Here is a 16,763-nt window from a genome sequence, read left to right on the forward strand (position 1 = left end):
CCATGGCCGAGACGACCGTCCGCCGCCGAGTCCGTCACATCTCCCGTACGAGCGAGTCCGACCGGAAGAACGCCGCCGCGGCGCTCCAGCGTGCCCTCGACCGCCGTGACAACGGCGGCGAGACCGGCCACTGAGCCGAGCCGCCCCGCAGTCCGGGAGCCGCACCCGCACGGGGTGCGGCGCGGGCCCCGAACGGGACTTCGGGACCCGCGTCGCACCTCGACCCTTCATGACTCCTCGGGTCCGCGCAGCCACGTCCGCACCGCGACTTCTCTGTCCGTATGGCGGACGGTCCATGTCATCCCATGGGACGAGGAGTACGGTTCCCGTATGTCTCGCAGCCTCAATCTCGCAGTGATTCCCGGTGACGGCATCGGCCAGGAGGTCGTGGCCGAAGGTCTCAAGGTCCTCTCCGCCGTCCTCCCGCAGGATGTGAAGCTGGAGACCGAGGAGTACGACTTCGGCGCCCGGCGCTACCACGCCACCGGTGAGACCCTCACCGACGCGGACGTCGAGGCGCTCAAGCGGCACGACGCCATCCTGCTCGGCGCGATCGGCGACCCGAGCGTCCCCTCCGGCGTCCTGGAGCGGGGTTTCCTGCTCAAGCTGCGCTTCCTCTTCGACCACCACGTCAACCTGCGTCCGTCGAAGCTCCTCCCGGGTGTCGCCACCCCGCTGGCCGGCCAGCCCGAGATCGACTTCATCGTGGTCCGCGAGGGCACCGAGGGTCCGTACACCGGCAACGGCGGCACGATCCGCAAGGGCACCCCGCACGAGGTCGCCACCGAGGTCTCCGTGAACACGGCCTTCGGTGTCGAGCGCGTGGTCCGGGACGCCTTCGCCCGCGCCCAGGCCCGCCCCCGCAAGAAGCTCACGCTGGTCCACAAGAACAACGTGCTGGCCTTCGCCGGTCACCTCTGGACGAACGTCTTCAACCAGGTGGCCCAGGAGTTCCCCGACGTCACCACGGACTACATCCACGTGGACGCCGCGACGATCTACCTCGTCACGGACCCCGCGCGCTTCGACGTCATCGTCACCGACAACCTCTTCGGCGACATCATCACCGACCTCGCCGCGGCCGTCTCCGGCGGTATCGGCGTCGCCGCGAGCGGGAACATCAACCCGTCCGGCGAGTTCCCGTCCATGTTCGAGCCGGTGCACGGCTCGGCCCCGGACATCGCCGGCCAGGGCAAGGCCGACCCCACCGCCACGGTCCTGTCCGTCGCCCTGCTCCTGCGCCACCTCGGCTACGAGGCCGAGGCGGTCCGCATCGAGGACGCCGTCTCCGCCGACCTGGAGGAGCGCGGCTCGCTGCCCGCGCGCAGCACCTCCGAGATCGGTGACGCGCTCTCCGTACGAGTAGCCGGCTGACCCCGCGCTGCGCGAAACCTCTTCGAAGCCGCCGGGTCGCATCCGCACCCGGCGGCTTCCGCATGTCCCCCGCCGGGTGCCACCATCAACCCTGGGTCGCATTCACGCCGTTTTGGACCTCGCCCGCCGCTTGCGATAATCGAACGTGGAGCCGCGGTATGAGGGAATGCTCGGACGTCCTAGCACCGGCCACTGGCCGTACGGGCGTGAGCGCGGCCCCGTCACTACAACCGGTGAAGGACAACCACTCATGACGACGCCCACGATCGAGCTCAAGCCCTCCGCCAGTCCCACCTCCGCCGCCGAGCGGCAGGCGATCCTGGCGAACCCCGGGTTCGGCCGCCACTTCACCGACCACATGGTGACGATCAAGTGGACCGAGGGCCGCGGCTGGCACGACGGTCAGCTCGTTCCGTACGCGCCGATCCCCCTCGACCCGGCCACCAACGTCCTGCACTACGCGCAGGAGATCTTCGAGGGCCTGAAGGCGTACCGCCGTCCCGACGGATCGGTCGCCACCTTCCGCCCGGACCAGAACGCCAAGCGCTTCCAGCGCTCGGCCCGCCGTCTGGCCATGCCCGAGCTGCCGGTCGAGACGTTCATCGAGGCGTGCGACGCGCTGGTCGGTCAGGACAAGGACTGGGTGCCCGCGCACGGCGGGGAGGAGTCCCTCTACCTGCGGCCCTTCATGATCGCGACCGAGGTCGGCCTGGGCGTGAAGCCGGCCAACGAGTACCTGTTCCTCGTCATCGCCTCGCCGGCCGGCGCCTACTTCCCGGGCGGCGTCAAGCCCGTCTCCATCTGGGTCTCCGAGGAGCATGTGCGGGCCGTCCCCGGTGGCATGGGCGACGCCAAGACGGGCGGCAACTACGCCGCGTCCCTGCTCGCCCAGGCCGAGGCCGCCGCCCAGGGCTGCGCCCAGGTCTGCTACCTCGACGCCGTCGAGCGCAAGTGGGTCGAGGAACTCGGCGGTATGAACCTGTACTTCGTGTACGGCGACAAGATCATCACGCCGTCGCTGACGGGCTCCATCCTGGAGGGCGTCACCCGTGACAGCCTTCTCACCGTCGCCCGCGACCTCGGCTACGAGGCCGAGGAGGGCCGGGTCTCGGTCGAGCAGTGGCAGCGCGACTCCGAGAGCGGCGCCCTCAAGGAGGTCTTCGCCTGCGGCACCGCCGCCGTGATCACCCCGGTCGGAACGGTCAAGCGGACCGCCGGCGAGTGGCAGCAGTCGGGCGGCGAGCCCGGCGAGGTCACCCTCAGGCTCCGCCAGGCCCTGCTGGACATCCAGCGCGGCACGGCCGAGGACAAGCACGGCTGGATGCACGAGCTGGGCTAGTCGCCCCTTTCCCGTCAGGGCCACCCCGTCCGGGGTGGCCCTGCGGCGTTCTCGGAGCTCGCCCCTTTTCGAGCGGTGTTCAAAAGTTCCTCGCCATGTCTTCTGATCATCGAGCAGAGCGTTTAGAGTGCTGCTCAAAGAAAGGGAGAGCATCGTGCGACTCACCCCCACCGAGCGGGACCGTCTGCTGCTCTTCGGCGCGGCGGAGCTGGCCCGGGCGAGAAGGGCCCGCGGGCTGCGGCTCAACGTGCCCGAGGCGACCGCGCTCATCGCGGACACGGTGTGCGAGGCCGCCCGTGACGGCGCCCGGCTCGCCGAGGCGATCGAACGCGCCCGGTCGGTCCTCGGCCCGGACGACGTGCTGCCGGGCGTCGCGGACGTCGTCACCGAGGTGCATGTCGAGGCCGTGTTCGACGACGGCTCGCGTCTCGCGGTCGTCGGCGGTCCGATCGCCGGCGGCACGCTCGGGGACCGGGCGCCGGGGGCCCTGCTGCCGGGGCCCGAGCACGCCGAGCCCGAGGCGGCCGTACGGCTGGCGGTCACGAACACGGCGACCGTGCCCGTCTCCGTCACCTCCCACTTCCACTTCTTCGAGGCCAACCCGCGGCTCGACTTCGTCCGGGAGAAGGCCTACGGGATGCGGCTCGCCGTCCCCGCCGGGTCCTCCGTGCGCTTCGGGCCGGGGGAGAGCGGCGAGGTCGGGCTCGTGCCGATCGGCGGCGACCGGGTCGCGATCGGCTTCGCCGGTCTGGTCGACGGCGCGCTCGACGCGCCGGGGGCGAAGGACGAGGCCCTGCGCCGGGCCGCCGCCTGCGGATATCTGGGAGCGGAAGCGGGAGGGACCCGATGAACCCGTACGAGTACGCCGCCACGCACGGCCCCCGGGCCGGCGACCGCGTCCGGCTCGGTGACTCGGGGCTCGTCATCCGCGTCGAGTCGGACTCCCAGCTGCTCGGCGACGAGTTCCTGGCCGGCTTCGGCAAGACCGCCCGGGACGGGCTGCACCTGAAGGCCGCCGCCGTCCGCGAGACCTGTGACGTCGTGATCAGCAACGTCGTCGTGATCGACGCCGTGCAGGGGATCCGGAAGGTGTCGATCGGTATCCGGGAGGGCCGGATCCACGCGATCGGGCGGGCCGGGAACCCCGACACCCTCGACGGGGTCGACGTCGTCGTCGGCACGGGTACGTCCATCGTGTCCGGCGAGGGGCTGATCGCCACCGCGGGCGCCGTCGACACCCACGTCCATCTGCTGTCGCCGCGGATCATGGAGGCCTCGCTGGCCTCGGGGGTGACCACGGTCATCGGGCAGGAGTTCGGGCCCGTGTGGGGCGTCGGCGTCAACTCGCCCTGGGCGCTGCGGCACGCGTTCAACGCGTTCGACGCCTGGCCGGTCAACATCGGCTTCCTCGGCCGGGGTTCGTCGTCGTCCGCCGCGCCCCTGGTGGAGGCCCTCGCCGAAGGCGGTGCCTCGGGCTTCAAGGTGCACGAGGACATGGGCGCCCATACCCGGGCGCTGGACACGGCGTTGCGGGTCGCCGAGGAACACGACGTCCAAGTGGCCCTGCACAGCGATGGGTTGAACGAATGCCTGTCGGTCGAGGACACCCTGAGGGTGCTGGAGGGCCGGACCATCCACGCCTTCCACATCGAGGGCTGCGGCGGCGGGCACGTCCCGAACGTGCTGAAGATGGCGGGCGTCGCGAACGTCATCGGCTCCTCCACCAACCCCACCCTCCCCTTCGGCCGGGACGCCGTCGCCGAGCACTACGGCATGATCGTCTCCGTCCATGACCTCAAGACCGACCTGCCCGGCGACGCCGCCATGGCCCGCGACCGGATCCGGGCCGGCACCATGGGCGCCGAGGACGTCCTGCACGACCTGGGCGCGATCGGCATCACCTCGTCCGACGCCCAGGGCATGGGCCGGGCGGGCGAGACGGTCCGCCGTACGTTCGCCATGGCCGGGAAGATGAAGGCCGAGTTCGGCGCCCCGGACGGCGACCACGACAACGAGCGCGTCCTGCGCTACATCGCCAAGCTGACCGTCAACCCGGCCATCGCCCACGGCCTCGCGCACGAGGTCGGCTCCCTCGAGGTCGGCAAGCTCGCCGACATCGTGCTCTGGCGCCCCGAGTACTTCGGCGCCAAGCCACAGCTCGTGCTCAAGTCGGGCTTCCCGGCGTACGGCGTGGTCGGCGACCCGGGCGCGGCCACCGACACCTGCGAACCCCTGGTCCTCGGCCCGCAGTTCGGGGCGTACGGGGCCACGCCCGCCGACATCTCGGTCGCCTTCGTCGCGCAGGCCGCCCTCGACCAGGGCGCCGACTCGATGCCGACCCGCCGCCGCAGGGTCGCCGTCCGCGGTACCCGCGGCATCGGCCCCGCCGACCTGCGCCGCAACTCCCGTACCGGAGTGGTCGACGTCGACCGGCGCACCGGCCTGGTCACCCTCGACGGCGAGCCGCTGCGCTCAGAGCCGGCCGAGTCCGTCTCCCTCAACCGCCTGTACTTCCTCTGAGGACCGCTGATGTCTGCTGCCGCCGACGGCTTCCGCATGCCCGCCGAGTGGGCCCCGCACGAGCGCACCTGGATGGCGTGGCCGGGCCCCAACCCCACCTTCGACGACCCCGACGACCTCACCGCCGCCCGGGCCGCCTGGGCCTCGGTCGCCCGCGCGGTCCACCGCTTCGAGCCGGTGACGGTGGTGTGCGGCCCCGGGCGGTCGGCGGACGCCCGCGCCCTCCTCGGCCCGGGCGTCGACACGGTCGAGCGCGAGCTCGACGACGCCTGGATGCGGGACATCGGCCCCACCTTCCTGACCGGTGCGGACGGGCGGCTCGCCGCCGTCGACTGGACGTTCAACGGCTGGGGTGCCCAGGGCTGGGCCCGCTGGGAGCACGACGCGAAGATCGCCGCGTATGTCGCGGACCTCGCGGGGGCGCGGACGTACGCCTCGAAGCTGGTCAACGAGGGCGGCGCCGTCCATGTCGACGGCGAGGGCACGGTCCTGCTGACGGAGACGGTCCAACTCGGCCCGGAGCGCAATCCGGGGTGGACGCGGGAGGAGGTCGAGGCGGAGGTCCACGCCATGCTCGGCACCCGCAAGGCGATCTGGCTGCCTCGCGGACTCACCGGCGACTACCCTCCCCACGGCTTCGGCACCCTCGGCCACGTCGACATCGTCGCCGCCTTCGCCCGCCCCGGAGTCGTCGTCGCCCACCACCAACCCGACCCGGCCCACCCCGACCACGAGGTGACGAAGGAGGTCATCGGGCTGCTGAAGGGGCAGACCGACGCGCGGGGCCGCCGTCTGGAGGTCGTCGAGGTCGCCGCCCCGACCGTCCTGGAGGCCGACGGCCACTGGGCCGACTACTCGTACATCAACCACTACCTCTGCAACGGCGGCGTCGTGCTCTGCGGCTTCGACGACCCGCGCGACGAGCTCGCGGCGGGCGTCTTCCGCCGCCTGTTCCCGGAGCGCACGGTCACGCTGGTGGACGCCCGTACGATCTTCTCCGGCGGCGGTGGCATCCACTGCATCACCCAGCAGCAGCCGAGGGTCTGAGATCCGGGGAACGAGACAAAGGGGAGCCGGGAATGGCCGGACCGGCACGGGCACGCAGGAACGCGCCGCCCCGCGAGGACGTCCTCGCCGCCGCCATGGAGATGATCGCCGAGCGCGGGCTGGAGAAGCTCACCATGGCGGGGCTCGGCCGCGAGGTCGGGATGAGCAGCGGCCATCTCCTGTACTACTTCCACTCCAAGGACGAACTGCTGCTGCGCACCCTGGAGTGGAGCGAGGGCCGGCTCGGCGCCGAGCGCGCCCGGCTGCTGGCCCGCGCCGCCCCCGCCCGCGAGCGCCTCGACGCCTATGTCGACCTGTACGTCCCCGACGGCCACCGCGACCCGCACTGGACGCTCTGGCTGGAGGTCTGGAACCGCTCGCAGAACGCCGCCGTCGACGCGGTCGCCCGGGACCGCCAGGCGGCCATCGAGGGCGCCTGGCACCGCGACCTGGTCGCCCTGCTGGCAGAAGGGGTGTCGCGGGGCGAGTTCCGGCGCGTGGACCCCGACCGGTTCGCGGCCCGGCTGCGCGCCCTCCTCGACGGCTTCTCCATCCATGTCGCCATCGGACTGCGGGGCACGGGCCGGGAACAGGTCCTCGGGCACGTCCGCGAATTCCTGGCCGAGAGCCTTCTCGCGGATATGTGAGAACACGCTGCTCGCATCCTGAGACACCCGGTGAGCAAACGGACGGACTGTGCCAGACTGCCGCCGTGCTCTCGTTCGCCACGATTATTGGCAGCAGGCGCGCCGGTCCGCAGTGACCGCTCCGTACGACCAGGTACGAGCGGACATCGTCGTCCTCGACCCGCGCGCAGACCTCTCGCACCCGCGAGGGGTTTTTCGCTTTTCTGGCCCACCCACAGCCGGGAGCGAGAGCGCGAGGGAACATGGGGGGATGGTGGAGCCGGTCATTCCGGTAACGACCGAGATCCAACACAGGAGCCTTCAGACCATGACCGCAACCAGCGAACTCGACGATTCGTTCCACGTCTTCGACACCACCCTGCGCGACGGCGCGCAGCGTGAGGGCATCAACCTCACCGTCGCCGACAAGCTGGCCATCGCCCGGCACCTGGACGACTTCGGAGTGGGCTTCATCGAGGGCGGCTGGCCGGGCGCCAACCCGCGGGACACCGAGTTCTTCGCCCGCGCCCAGGAAGAGATCGACTTCAAGCACGCCCAGCTGGTCGCCTTCGGCGCCACTCGCCGGGCGGGCGCGAAGGCCGCCGAGGACCCGCAGGTCAGGGCGCTGCTGGAGTCGGGTGCGGGGGTGATCACGCTGGTCGCGAAGTCCCACGACCGGCACGTCGAGCTGGCCCTGCGCACGACGCTGGACGAGAACCTGGCGATGGTGAGCGACACGGTGTCGTTCCTGAAGGACCAGGGCCGCCGGGTCTTCGTCGACTGCGAGCACTTCTTCGACGGCTACCGCGCCAACCCGGAGTACGCGAAGGCGGTCGTCCGGGCCGCCGCCGAGGCCGGCGCGGACGTGGTCATCCTCTGCGACACCAACGGCGGCATGCTCCCGGCGCAGATCCAGGCGGTCGTCTCCACGGTCCTCGCCGACACCGGCGCCCGGCTCGGCATCCACACCCAGGACGACACCGGCTGCGCGGTGGCGAACACCCTGGCCGCGGTGGACGCGGGCGCGACGCACGTCCAGTGCACGGCGAACGGCTACGGCGAGCGGGTCGGCAACGCGAACCTGTTCCCGGTGGTCGCGGCCCTGGAACTGAAGTACGGCAAGAAGGTCCTGCCCGAGGGCCGGCTGCGCGAGATGACCCGCATCTCGCACGCGATCGCCGAGGTCGTCAACCTGACGCCGTCCACGCATCAGCCGTACGTGGGAGTCTCGGCCTTCGCCCACAAGGCCGGCCTGCACGCCTCGGCCATCAAGGTCGACCCGGACCTCTACCAGCACATCGACCCCGAGCAGGTCGGCAACACCATGCGGATGCTGGTGTCGGACATGGCCGGACGGGCGTCGGTCGAGCTCAAGGGCAAGGAGCTCGGTGTCGACCTGGGCGGCGACCGTGAAGTGGTCGGCCGGGTCGTGGAGCGGGTCAAGGAACGCGAGCTCAAGGGCTACACCTACGAGGCGGCGGATGCCTCCTTCGAGCTGCTCCTGCGGGCCGAGGTCGAAGGCAGGCCGCTGAAGTACTTCGAGGTCGAGTCCTGGCGGGCCATCGTCGAGGACCGCCCCGACGGCACCCACGCCAACGAGGCCACGGTCAAGCTGTGGGCCAAGGGCGAGCGCATCGTCGCGACCGCGGAGGGCAACGGCCCGGTCAACGCCCTGGACCGCTCCCTGCGCGTGGCCCTGGAGAAGATCTACCCCCAGCTGGCCAAGCTCGACCTGGTCGACTACAAGGTCCGCATCCTGGAGGGCGTCCACGGCACCCAGTCCACCACCCGCGTCCTGATCTCCACGACGGACGGCACGGGCGAGTGGTCCACGGTGGGTGTCGCGGAGAACGTGATCGCCGCCTCCTGGCAGGCCCTGGAGGACGCCTACACGTACGGCCTGCTGCGGGCCAAGGTGGAGCCCGCCGAGTAGGCGCCGCTCAGCGGGAGTCCTCGGCGAGTTTCTCGAACTCGCCGAGGCTCCCCGCACGGCTCAGCGGAAGAGCCTCACCGTCCTACCGCAGCTGCCACTTCTGGTTGGCCGCCCCCGTGCACGACCAGATCTGGCCCCGTGCCCCGTTCGCCGACGAGTTGTCCGTGACGTCGAGGCACTTGTTCGCCGCCGTGTTCACGACATCACCGGTGGTGGCGTTGTACGACCACCGTTGGGCGCCGGTTCCGTTGCAGTCGTACAGCTGTGCCTTGGCCCCGTCGGCCGTCGAACCCCCGACGACGTCGAGGCATTTGCCGAGCGCCTGGAGCGAGCCGTCCGCCTGGACCGTCCAGCGCTGTGCGGCCGACCCGTTGCAGTCGTAGAGCTGCACGGCCGTGCCGTTGGCCGTCGCACCACCCGCCACGTCCAGGCACTTGCCCGCGAGCCCGACGAAGGACCCCGACCGGCTCGCGTCACCCGACTGCGTCCCCGACCAGGTGAAGGTCGCCGACGTCTTCCCCGGCAGTGAGTACGTCGCGTGTTGCGCACCCCAGTTGATCGTCACCGTCCTCGCCGTCGACGCGTCGTTGTAGGCGATCAGCGCCTTGGAGCCGTCGGGGTTGCGCCAGGCCACGTTCGGCACGGACGACGACGCCGTCGACGCGATCCGCTGCGCCCCCGGCCGGACGAACTTCGTCAGGTGCCCCATCGTGTAGTACTCGATCGTGTAGTCGACGGTCCCGCTCGCCCCGTCCCCGTTGTGCACGGTGACCAGCCCGTCGCACGTCCCGCAGCCGCCGTTGTGCGGCCCCCGGTTCTGGTCCACGGCCAGCGACCACTTCGTCACCGACTTCGCCCAGTTGCGGGTGTAGTCCACGATGTCGAGCATGTCCTCGCGCTGCTGGTCGGCGATCCAGGTCCCGCCGGAGTGCTCGGTGCCGAAGGCGTCCAGCTGCGGGTACTGGTTGTGCACCGACGTCTGCTTCGCCACGTCTCCGCCGTAGCCGTGCCAGGCGATCCCGCCGAAGTTCGGGTGCGAGCGGACCGCCGCGTCGTCCACCGTCTGTGCCGCGTACGCGTCGTACGTGTCCCAGTTCCAGTCGTGCGCCAGCACCTTCGTCGACAGTCCCGCCGCCGCCAGTTTCGGCAGCAGTTCGTTCTTCGTGAAGTACGCCAGCCCCGACGCGTTCCAGCTCATCGACGGGTAGCCCGAGCAGCACGTCGGTTCGTTCTGCGCCGTCACGTACGCCACCGGTATGCCCTGGTCCCGGTACGCCTGGAGGTACTTCACGAAGTACGACGCGTACGCCCCGTAGTTCTCCGCCTTCAGCCAGCCGCCGTTGAGCTGCCCGCTGTCCTTCATCCAGGCGGGCGCCGTCCACGGCGACGCCATCACCGTCAGCGCCGGGTTCAGCTCCCGGGCCCGCCGGGTCAGCGGCACCACGTCCGCCAGATCGTGGGCGATCGAGAACTCCGACAGATCGGCGTCCGTCTGGCCGGCCGGCACGTCGTCGTAGGTGTAGCCGAAGCGCGCGAGATCCGAGCCGCCCATCGGATTGCGCAGGAACGACAGGCCGATGCCCTCGGTCGGCGAGAACAGCTTGCGCATGGTCGTGTCCCGGGTCGCCGCGGACAGCGCCCCGCTGCCGTTCATCAGCCAGGCCGCGGTGTCGGTGAAGGACGCGCCGCCACCGGTGAACGTCTGGTACCCGGTGTTCTCGTCGACGGTGATGTTCTCGCCGCTGCCGCCGCTGCCCGGCTGGAACGCGAAGGCGGGCTGGGCCTGAAGACCGCGGACCACGTGCCGCCCGCCGGCGTCGTCGGTGGTGGTGAGCCAGGCCGTGATCTGCTCGCCGGCCGCGTGCGCGGGCGCGGCCGCCGCGCCGATCCCGGCGGAGGTGAGCAGACCGGCGAGGAGCAGCCGGAGGACGCGAGTGGATCTCCTCATGGAGCGCCGCCCTTTCGGAGGTGGGGGATGGGGGCGTGCGAGGCGTGAGTAAATGACGGCTTCAGGGGCGCGTCAAGGGGTCGCGCGTTCATCTGTCGAACGAACAACGTCCCTGATCCGGACGGGTGTTGCGGCCGTACCAGTTCTGGTGTGAAGTCTTGACGGCGCAACGGGTCACGAGTTAACTCACGGCGTGATCTAAGTCATGAGTGGACCACGAGAGTAGAGGGACGTTCCATGCGAAGAACCGCCCTGCTAGCCTCCGCCACCCTGCTGGCCGCACTGCTCCCGATGACCACCGCCGTCGGCGCGTCCGGCGCCGACGACCCCGCCCCCGTCCCGGTCGACCGCTTCGAGGGCGAGGTCCCCTTCGCGAGCCCGCCCGCCGAGGGCATCTTCACCTGGGGCAGCGACACCGACGACCCGCCCGCCCTCCGGCTGACCGCGCGCGACGACGCCCCCGAGGGCGACAAGGTCCTCACCGGCAGCTACGACATCAGCGGTTACGGCGGCTTCACCCACGACTTCGCCTTCGCGGAGCCCGCCCACGACTGGTCCGCCCACCGGGGCATCCGGTTCTGGTGGGAGGGTCGCGGCAACGGCAGGAAGATCGCCTTCGAGCTCAAGGACGGCGGGGCGAACGGAGAGGCGTCCGAGCTCTGGACGACCTCCTTCACCGACGACTGGACCGGCTGGAAACAGGTCGAGATCCCCTTCACCGACTTCACCTACCGCACGGACTACCAGCCCGTCGGCGGCATCGACCAGGTCCTCGGTCTCACCGAGACCTGGGGATACGCCCTCACCCTCCCCGTCGGCGTCAAGGGCGACTTCGCCATGGACGGCGTGGAGCTGTACGGCCGGGCGGACCAGTCGTTGCGCGCCGCCGTCACCACCGACGCGGCCGTGTACCCGGTCCAGGAGGGCAGAGCGGCCGCCGTCACGCTCACCGTCGCCACCACCGGCGCCGCCCCCCTCGACGATCCCGTCACCGTCGCCTACGAGACCGCCGCGACCGGCACCGCCGAGCCCGGCAAGGACTACACCCCGGTCACCGGCACCGTCACCTTCCCGGCGGGCACCCCCTCCGGCACCACCCGCACGGTCGCCGTCCGCACGATCGAGGACAAGCGGGCCGAGTCCGCCGAGACCGTCCCGCTCCGGCTGACCGTCACCGGCGCCAAGCCTCCGTCCGAGACCCCGCAGGTCGTGGTCGACGCGCACGGACTGCCGTATCTGAACGCCGAGTTGCCGGTGAAGAAGCGCGTCGCCGATCTCCTGTCGCGGATGAGTCTCGCGGAGAAGGCCGGCCAGATGACCCAGGCGGAGCGCGGCGCGATCACCGCTCCCGGTGACATCGCCGCGTACGACCTCGGCTCGCTGCTCTCCGGCGGCGGCTCGACCCCGACGCCCAACACCCCCGAGGCGTGGGCGAAGATGATCGACGCGTTCCAGCTCCGGACGCAGGCCACCCGCTACCAGATCCCGCTGATCTACGGCGTCGACGCCGTGCACGGCCACAACAACCTGGTCGGCGCGACCGTCATGCCGCACAACATCGGCATCGGGGCGACCCGGGACCCCGGGCTCGCCGAGCGGACCGGCGCGGTGACCGCCGCCGAGGTCCGGGCCACCGGGATCCCCTGGGACTTCGCCCCCTGCCTGTGCGTCACCCGCGACGAACGCTGGGGCCGCTCCTACGAGGCGTACGGCGAGGACCCGGCACTGGTCGAGGCCATGGAGACGGTGATCCAGGGTCTCCAGGGCCGGGCGAGCGGCGCGGACCTGAAGGACGACGACAAGGTCCTCGCCACCGCCAAGCACTTCGTCGGGGACGGCGGCACCGGGTACGGCTCCTCCACGACCGGCTCGTACACCATCGACCAGGGCATCACCAAGGTCACCCGGCAGGAACTGGAGGCCGTCCACCTGGCGCCCTTCCGGACGGCCGTCGACCGCGGGGTCGGCACCGTCATGCCGTCCTACTCCTCGCTCGACATCGTGGGCGACGGCCACGGGCCGGTGAAGATGCACGCCCGCGCCGACCTGGTCAACGGCGTGCTGAAGGACCGTATGGGCTTCGACGGGTTCGTCATCAGCGACTGGGCGGCCATCGACCAACTCCCGGGCGACTACGCCTCCGACGTCCGTACGTCGGTCAACGCGGGCCTCGACATGATCATGGTTCCGTACGCGTACAAGGACTTCCACGCCACGCTGCTCGACGGGGTCGAGGCCGGCCGGGTCGGCGAGCGGCGGATCGACGACGCCGTGTCGCGCATCCTCACGCAGAAGTTCAAGCTGGGCCTCTTCGAGAAGCCGTACGCCGACACCGACGGCGCGTCCGACATCGGCTCCGCCGGGCACCGGGCCGTCGCGCGCAAGGCGGCCGCCGAGTCACAGGTGCTGCTGAAGAACTCCGGTGGGGTCCTGCCGCTGAAGAAGAACCAGAAGGTGTACGTCGCCGGCTCCAACGCCGACGACATCGGCAACCAGACCGGCGGCTGGACCATCACCTGGCAGGGCGCCTCCGGCGACATCACGCAGGGCACGACGATCCTGGAGGGGATGAAGAAGGCCGGCGGCGACGTCACCTACTCCAAGGACGCCTCGGCGTCGACGGACGGGTACGACGTGGGTGTCGTGGTCGTCGGCGAGACCCCGTACGCCGAGGGCGTCGGCGACGTCGGCAACGGCAACGACCTGGAGCTGACGGCCGCCGACCGGGCGGCCGTGGACAAGGTGTGCGCCGCGATGAGGTGCGCGGTGCTGATCGTCTCCGGACGGCCCCAGCTGATCGGCGACCGGCTCGGCGACATCGACGCGCTGGTGGCCTCCTGGCTGCCGGGCACGGAGGGCGACGGCGTGGCCGACGTCCTGTACGGCAGGCGGCCCTTCACCGGTCAGCTTCCGGTGACCTGGCCGAAGTCCCAGGCCCAGCTGCCGATCAACGTCGGCGACGCGGCGTACGACCCGCAGTTCCCCTACGGCTGGGGTCTGACGACGCTGAGCAGGGTGCCGGAGGGCGGCGTGGCGACCCTGAAGGGGCTGGCGGCCGCGGCCGCGGTGGCCGAGCGGGCCGGCGCCGACGAGGTGGGACGCACGCTGGTCGGGAAGGCCCGGCTCATCGTCCAGCAGAAGGTGGGCCAGGCCCTGACGGCGGCGGTCGCGAAGCCCTTCGCCGACGCGGACCACCTGCTGCTGACCGGCCGGTACGGAAAGGCGGTGGAGCAGCTGACGGCGGCGTACCGGGCGGCGTCCTGACCACCACGTTCCCGGCCATCCGAACAGACCGTTTTTGCTGGCTTTCGGGTAGTTTCGAAGTATGAAGGTCGCTCTATCGGCCCGAAGCTCTGCCGGATCGCTGATCGCACTGGCGCTCGCCGTCCTGACCGCTCTGGCGGTCCTGACGGCGGGCGCCCCGCGCGCCTCCGCGGCCACGAGCGTCTCGACGATCGCCGCGTCCCTCCGCGAGAGCCCCCTCTACGTCGATCCGGAGGCGAGCGCCCAGCTGTCCCAGGCGGAGGCGCACGCTCTCCAGAAGCAGATCGAGGGCGCCGACAAGCCCCTGTTCATCGCCGTCCTGCCCGCCGGCTACCCCACGGCGGACCTCTTCACGGACCTGCGCACCGCCACCGGCGTGACCGGCCTGTACGCGATCCGCCTCGGTGACCGCTTCGACGCCCGCGCCGACTCCTCGGTCCTGTCCCGCACGGCCGTCCGCAACCTGGTCGCCAGTGTCCAGGGTGAGGACGACGCCAAGACCCAGCTGACCGACTTCACCGACCGTGCCCTGGCCAACATGGGCGGCTCGGCTCCGAAGAGCTGGAGCTCCTCGGGCGGCGGCGACGGGATCTCCTCCACCGCGCTGATCACGGCGGGCGTGGTGCTGGTGGCGGGCGGGGCGGGCGCCTACACCCTCGTACGGCGCAACCGCCGGCGGCACGCGGCGGAGCAGCGGGCCGCCCTCGACCGGCTGCGGGTCGTCGTGGACGAGGACATCACGGCCTTCGGCGAGGAGCTCGACCGCCTGGACTTCCACCCGTCGGAGCCGGGCGCCGACGACCCCATGCGCGCCGACTACGAACGCGCCCTGGACGCCTACGAGCAGGCGAAGTCGCTCATGGCGGCGGCGGCGAGACCCGAGGACGTCCGGGCCGTCACCCAGGCGCTGGAGGACGGCCGCTTCTCCCTCGCTCAGCTGACCGCCCGCCGCGCGGGACGGCCGCTGCCCGAACGCCGGCCGCCGTGCTTCTTCGACCCCCGCCACGGCCCTTCGGTCACCGACGCCACCTGGACGCCGCCCGGCGGGGCCACCCGCGAGGTCCCGGTCTGCGCGGCGGACGCGACCCGCCTGGCCGACGGCCGCGACCCGGTGATCCGCGAGGTCGACAGCGACTACGGCCGCCGCCCGTACTGGGAGGCCGGCCCCGCCTACGGCCCCTGGGCGGGCGGCTACTTCGGCGGCGGCATCCTGCCCGGTCTCCTCGTCGGCACGATGCTCGGCGGCATCATGGCCGCCCCGTCCTACGCCTCCGACTACGGCAGCGGCTACGGCGACTTCGGCGGGGGCTACGAGGGCGGCGACGTCTCCGGCGCCGACTTCGACACCGGCGACTTCGGCGGCTTCGGCGGCGGGGGAGGGGACTTCGGCGGAGGCGGCGGGGGCGACTTCGGCGGCGGGTTCTGAAGCCCGGCCCGTTCCGGCCGGGCCCGCAAAGGCCACGGGCCCGCACGCGCCACGGGCCCGCACGCGCCACGGGCCCGCACGCGCCACGGGCCCGCACGCGCCACGGGCCCGCACGCGCCACGGGCCCGCACGCGCCACGGGCCCGGCGCGCAACGGCGCCGGGCCCGTGGACGTCGTACGACTCGCTCACGCCCGGTCCACAGGACCGGTGTGCGTCAGAGCGTGGCCGCCGCCGAGGCGATGGCCGAGGCGAAGGTGGAGACCTCGGAGTAGACGCCGGGGGCGTTGGCCCGGGCGCAGCCGATGCCCCAGCTCACGATGCCGACCTGGATCCAGGCGTTACTGGCGTCCCGGCGGAACATCGGGCCGCCCGAGTCGCCCTGGCAGGTGTCGGTGCCGCCGGCCGCGTATCCGGCGCAGATCTCGTCACTGGCGACGAGCCCGCTGTAGCCGCTGTACGTGCGACAGGTCGCGTCACTCACGAACGGCACGGTGGCCTTGAGCAGGTAGCGCTGCTGGGCGCCGCCCTCGGAGGCCGAGCCCCAGCCCGCGATGGTGAAGGTGCCGGTGTTGTACTGCGTGGTGGTGGCGATCTTCAGGGTGGACTGGGTGGTGATGGGCGAGGCGAGCTTGATGAGCGCCCAGTCCTTGCCGTTGCCGTTGTAGCCGGGGGCCCGGTACACGTAGGTCGACTTGACCTGGACCCGGCCGGTGGTGGACTGGAGGTCCACGACGCCGGCGGTGGCGGTGATGCTGGTGTTGGCGCCGGTCCCGCTGACGCAGTGCGCGGCGGTGAGCACGATCTGCTGGGTGTAGAGCGCTCCGCCGCAGCCCATCGAGAGCCGGACCATGAACGGGAACTCGCCCTGCGTGGCACGGGTTCCGCCGACGACGGGGGAGGGGGCGGCCTGTGCGGAGGAGAGGGGCTGAAGGCTGGCGATCGCGAGGGCGGCCGCGCCGACGGCGGCGAATCTCTTGAGCGCTGTGAGGAGCTTCTTCAAGGTGCTGCCTTCCGTGGGGGGTTGGCTTGACGTGGGCATGTCAACGCAAGTTGCGCACCGCAAAGAAATGTCCATGCGCTGGCATGGTCAGGTCAAATCTGTTGCTGGATTATGAGAACTCCGCAAGCCCTCACACAAGGGGGCTGATTCAGCCACATCCGTCCACCGGCGGCCGCGCCGCTCCACTGGGGCCGCACCCGTCCGCCGGGGGCCACGCCCGCCCACCGGCGGCTCCGCCCGTCCGACCGGCGGCCGCGCTCGCCGGGGCGCAGCCGGCCGCCAGTA

12 protein-coding genes are annotated in these 16,763 nt (G+C 71.5%); 10 read left to right on the plus strand and 2 right to left on the minus strand.

Annotation, left to right across the window (positions count from 1 at the left end):
- Positions 1–2: 2 nt before the first annotated feature.
- The 8 genes from G9272_RS45985 (at position 3) to cimA (ending at position 8,839) form a co-directional block, all read left to right on the plus strand.
- On the plus strand, positions 3–134 hold the full coding sequence (locus G9272_RS45985) for a hypothetical protein (protein WP_099935881.1): 132 nt from the start codon (positions 3–5) through the stop codon (positions 132–134).
- A 196-nt stretch (positions 135–330) separates the two neighbouring features.
- On the plus strand, positions 331–1,374 hold the full coding sequence (locus tag G9272_RS31270; RefSeq protein WP_171399605.1) for a 3-isopropylmalate dehydrogenase: 1,044 nt from the start codon (positions 331–333) through the stop codon (positions 1,372–1,374).
- 250 nt (positions 1,375–1,624) lie between these two features.
- Positions 1,625–2,713, plus strand: a complete 1,089-nt coding sequence (locus G9272_RS31275) for a branched-chain amino acid aminotransferase (protein ID WP_054239787.1) — start codon at positions 1,625–1,627, stop codon at positions 2,711–2,713.
- A gap of 154 nt (positions 2,714–2,867) precedes the next feature.
- Positions 2,868–3,563, plus strand: coding sequence for an urease subunit gamma (gene ureA / locus G9272_RS31280; protein WP_171399606.1), 696 nt, complete (start codon positions 2,868–2,870; stop codon positions 3,561–3,563).
- On the plus strand, positions 3,560–5,233 hold the full coding sequence (locus tag G9272_RS31285; RefSeq protein WP_171399607.1) for an urease subunit alpha: 1,674 nt from the start codon (positions 3,560–3,562) through the stop codon (positions 5,231–5,233). Before ureA ends, G9272_RS31285 begins: the two co-directional genes overlap by 4 nt.
- A 9-nt stretch (positions 5,234–5,242) precedes the next feature.
- Entirely contained in the window at positions 5,243–6,280 is a 1,038-nt protein-coding gene (locus tag G9272_RS31290; protein WP_171399608.1) for an agmatine deiminase family protein, read from the plus strand.
- 32 nt (positions 6,281–6,312) lie between these two features.
- Positions 6,313–6,927 carry a TetR/AcrR family transcriptional regulator gene (locus G9272_RS31295; protein WP_171399609.1) on the plus strand — a complete coding sequence of 205 codons (615 nt, stop codon included), beginning with the start codon at positions 6,313–6,315 and terminating at the stop codon, positions 6,925–6,927.
- Positions 6,928–7,234: 307 nt separating this feature from the next.
- On the plus strand, positions 7,235–8,839 hold the full coding sequence (cimA, locus tag G9272_RS31300) for a citramalate synthase (protein ID WP_171399610.1): 1,605 nt from the start codon (positions 7,235–7,237) through the stop codon (positions 8,837–8,839).
- Positions 8,840–8,921: 82 nt separating this feature from the next.
- Here cimA and G9272_RS31305 read toward each other — a convergent pair whose 3' ends face one another.
- Positions 8,922–10,787, minus strand: a complete 1,866-nt coding sequence (locus G9272_RS31305) for a ricin-type beta-trefoil lectin domain protein (RefSeq protein ID WP_171399611.1) — start codon at positions 10,785–10,787, stop codon at positions 8,922–8,924.
- A gap of 237 nt (positions 10,788–11,024) precedes the next feature.
- Here G9272_RS31305 and G9272_RS31310 point away from each other — a divergent pair, with 237 nt between their 5' ends.
- Both G9272_RS31310 and G9272_RS31315 read left to right on the plus strand, forming a co-directional pair.
- Positions 11,025–14,051 (plus strand): glycoside hydrolase family 3 protein, encoded by a 3,027-nt coding sequence (locus G9272_RS31310; RefSeq protein WP_171399612.1) that lies wholly within the window; start codon positions 11,025–11,027, stop codon positions 14,049–14,051.
- A gap of 61 nt (positions 14,052–14,112) precedes the next feature.
- Positions 14,113–15,477 carry a hypothetical protein gene (locus tag G9272_RS31315; protein WP_171399613.1) on the plus strand — a complete coding sequence of 455 codons (1,365 nt, stop codon included), beginning with the start codon at positions 14,113–14,115 and terminating at the stop codon, positions 15,475–15,477.
- Positions 15,478–15,692: 215 nt separating this feature from the next.
- Here G9272_RS31315 and G9272_RS31320 read toward each other — a convergent pair whose 3' ends face one another.
- On the minus strand, positions 15,693–16,478 hold the full coding sequence (locus G9272_RS31320) for a S1 family peptidase (protein ID WP_171399614.1): 786 nt from the start codon (positions 16,476–16,478) through the stop codon (positions 15,693–15,695).
- Between the last annotated feature and the right edge of the window lie 285 nt (positions 16,479–16,763).

The organism is Streptomyces asoensis, from assembly GCF_013085465.1.
GTDB lineage: Bacteria > Actinomycetota > Actinomycetes > Streptomycetales > Streptomycetaceae > Streptomyces > Streptomyces cacaoi_A.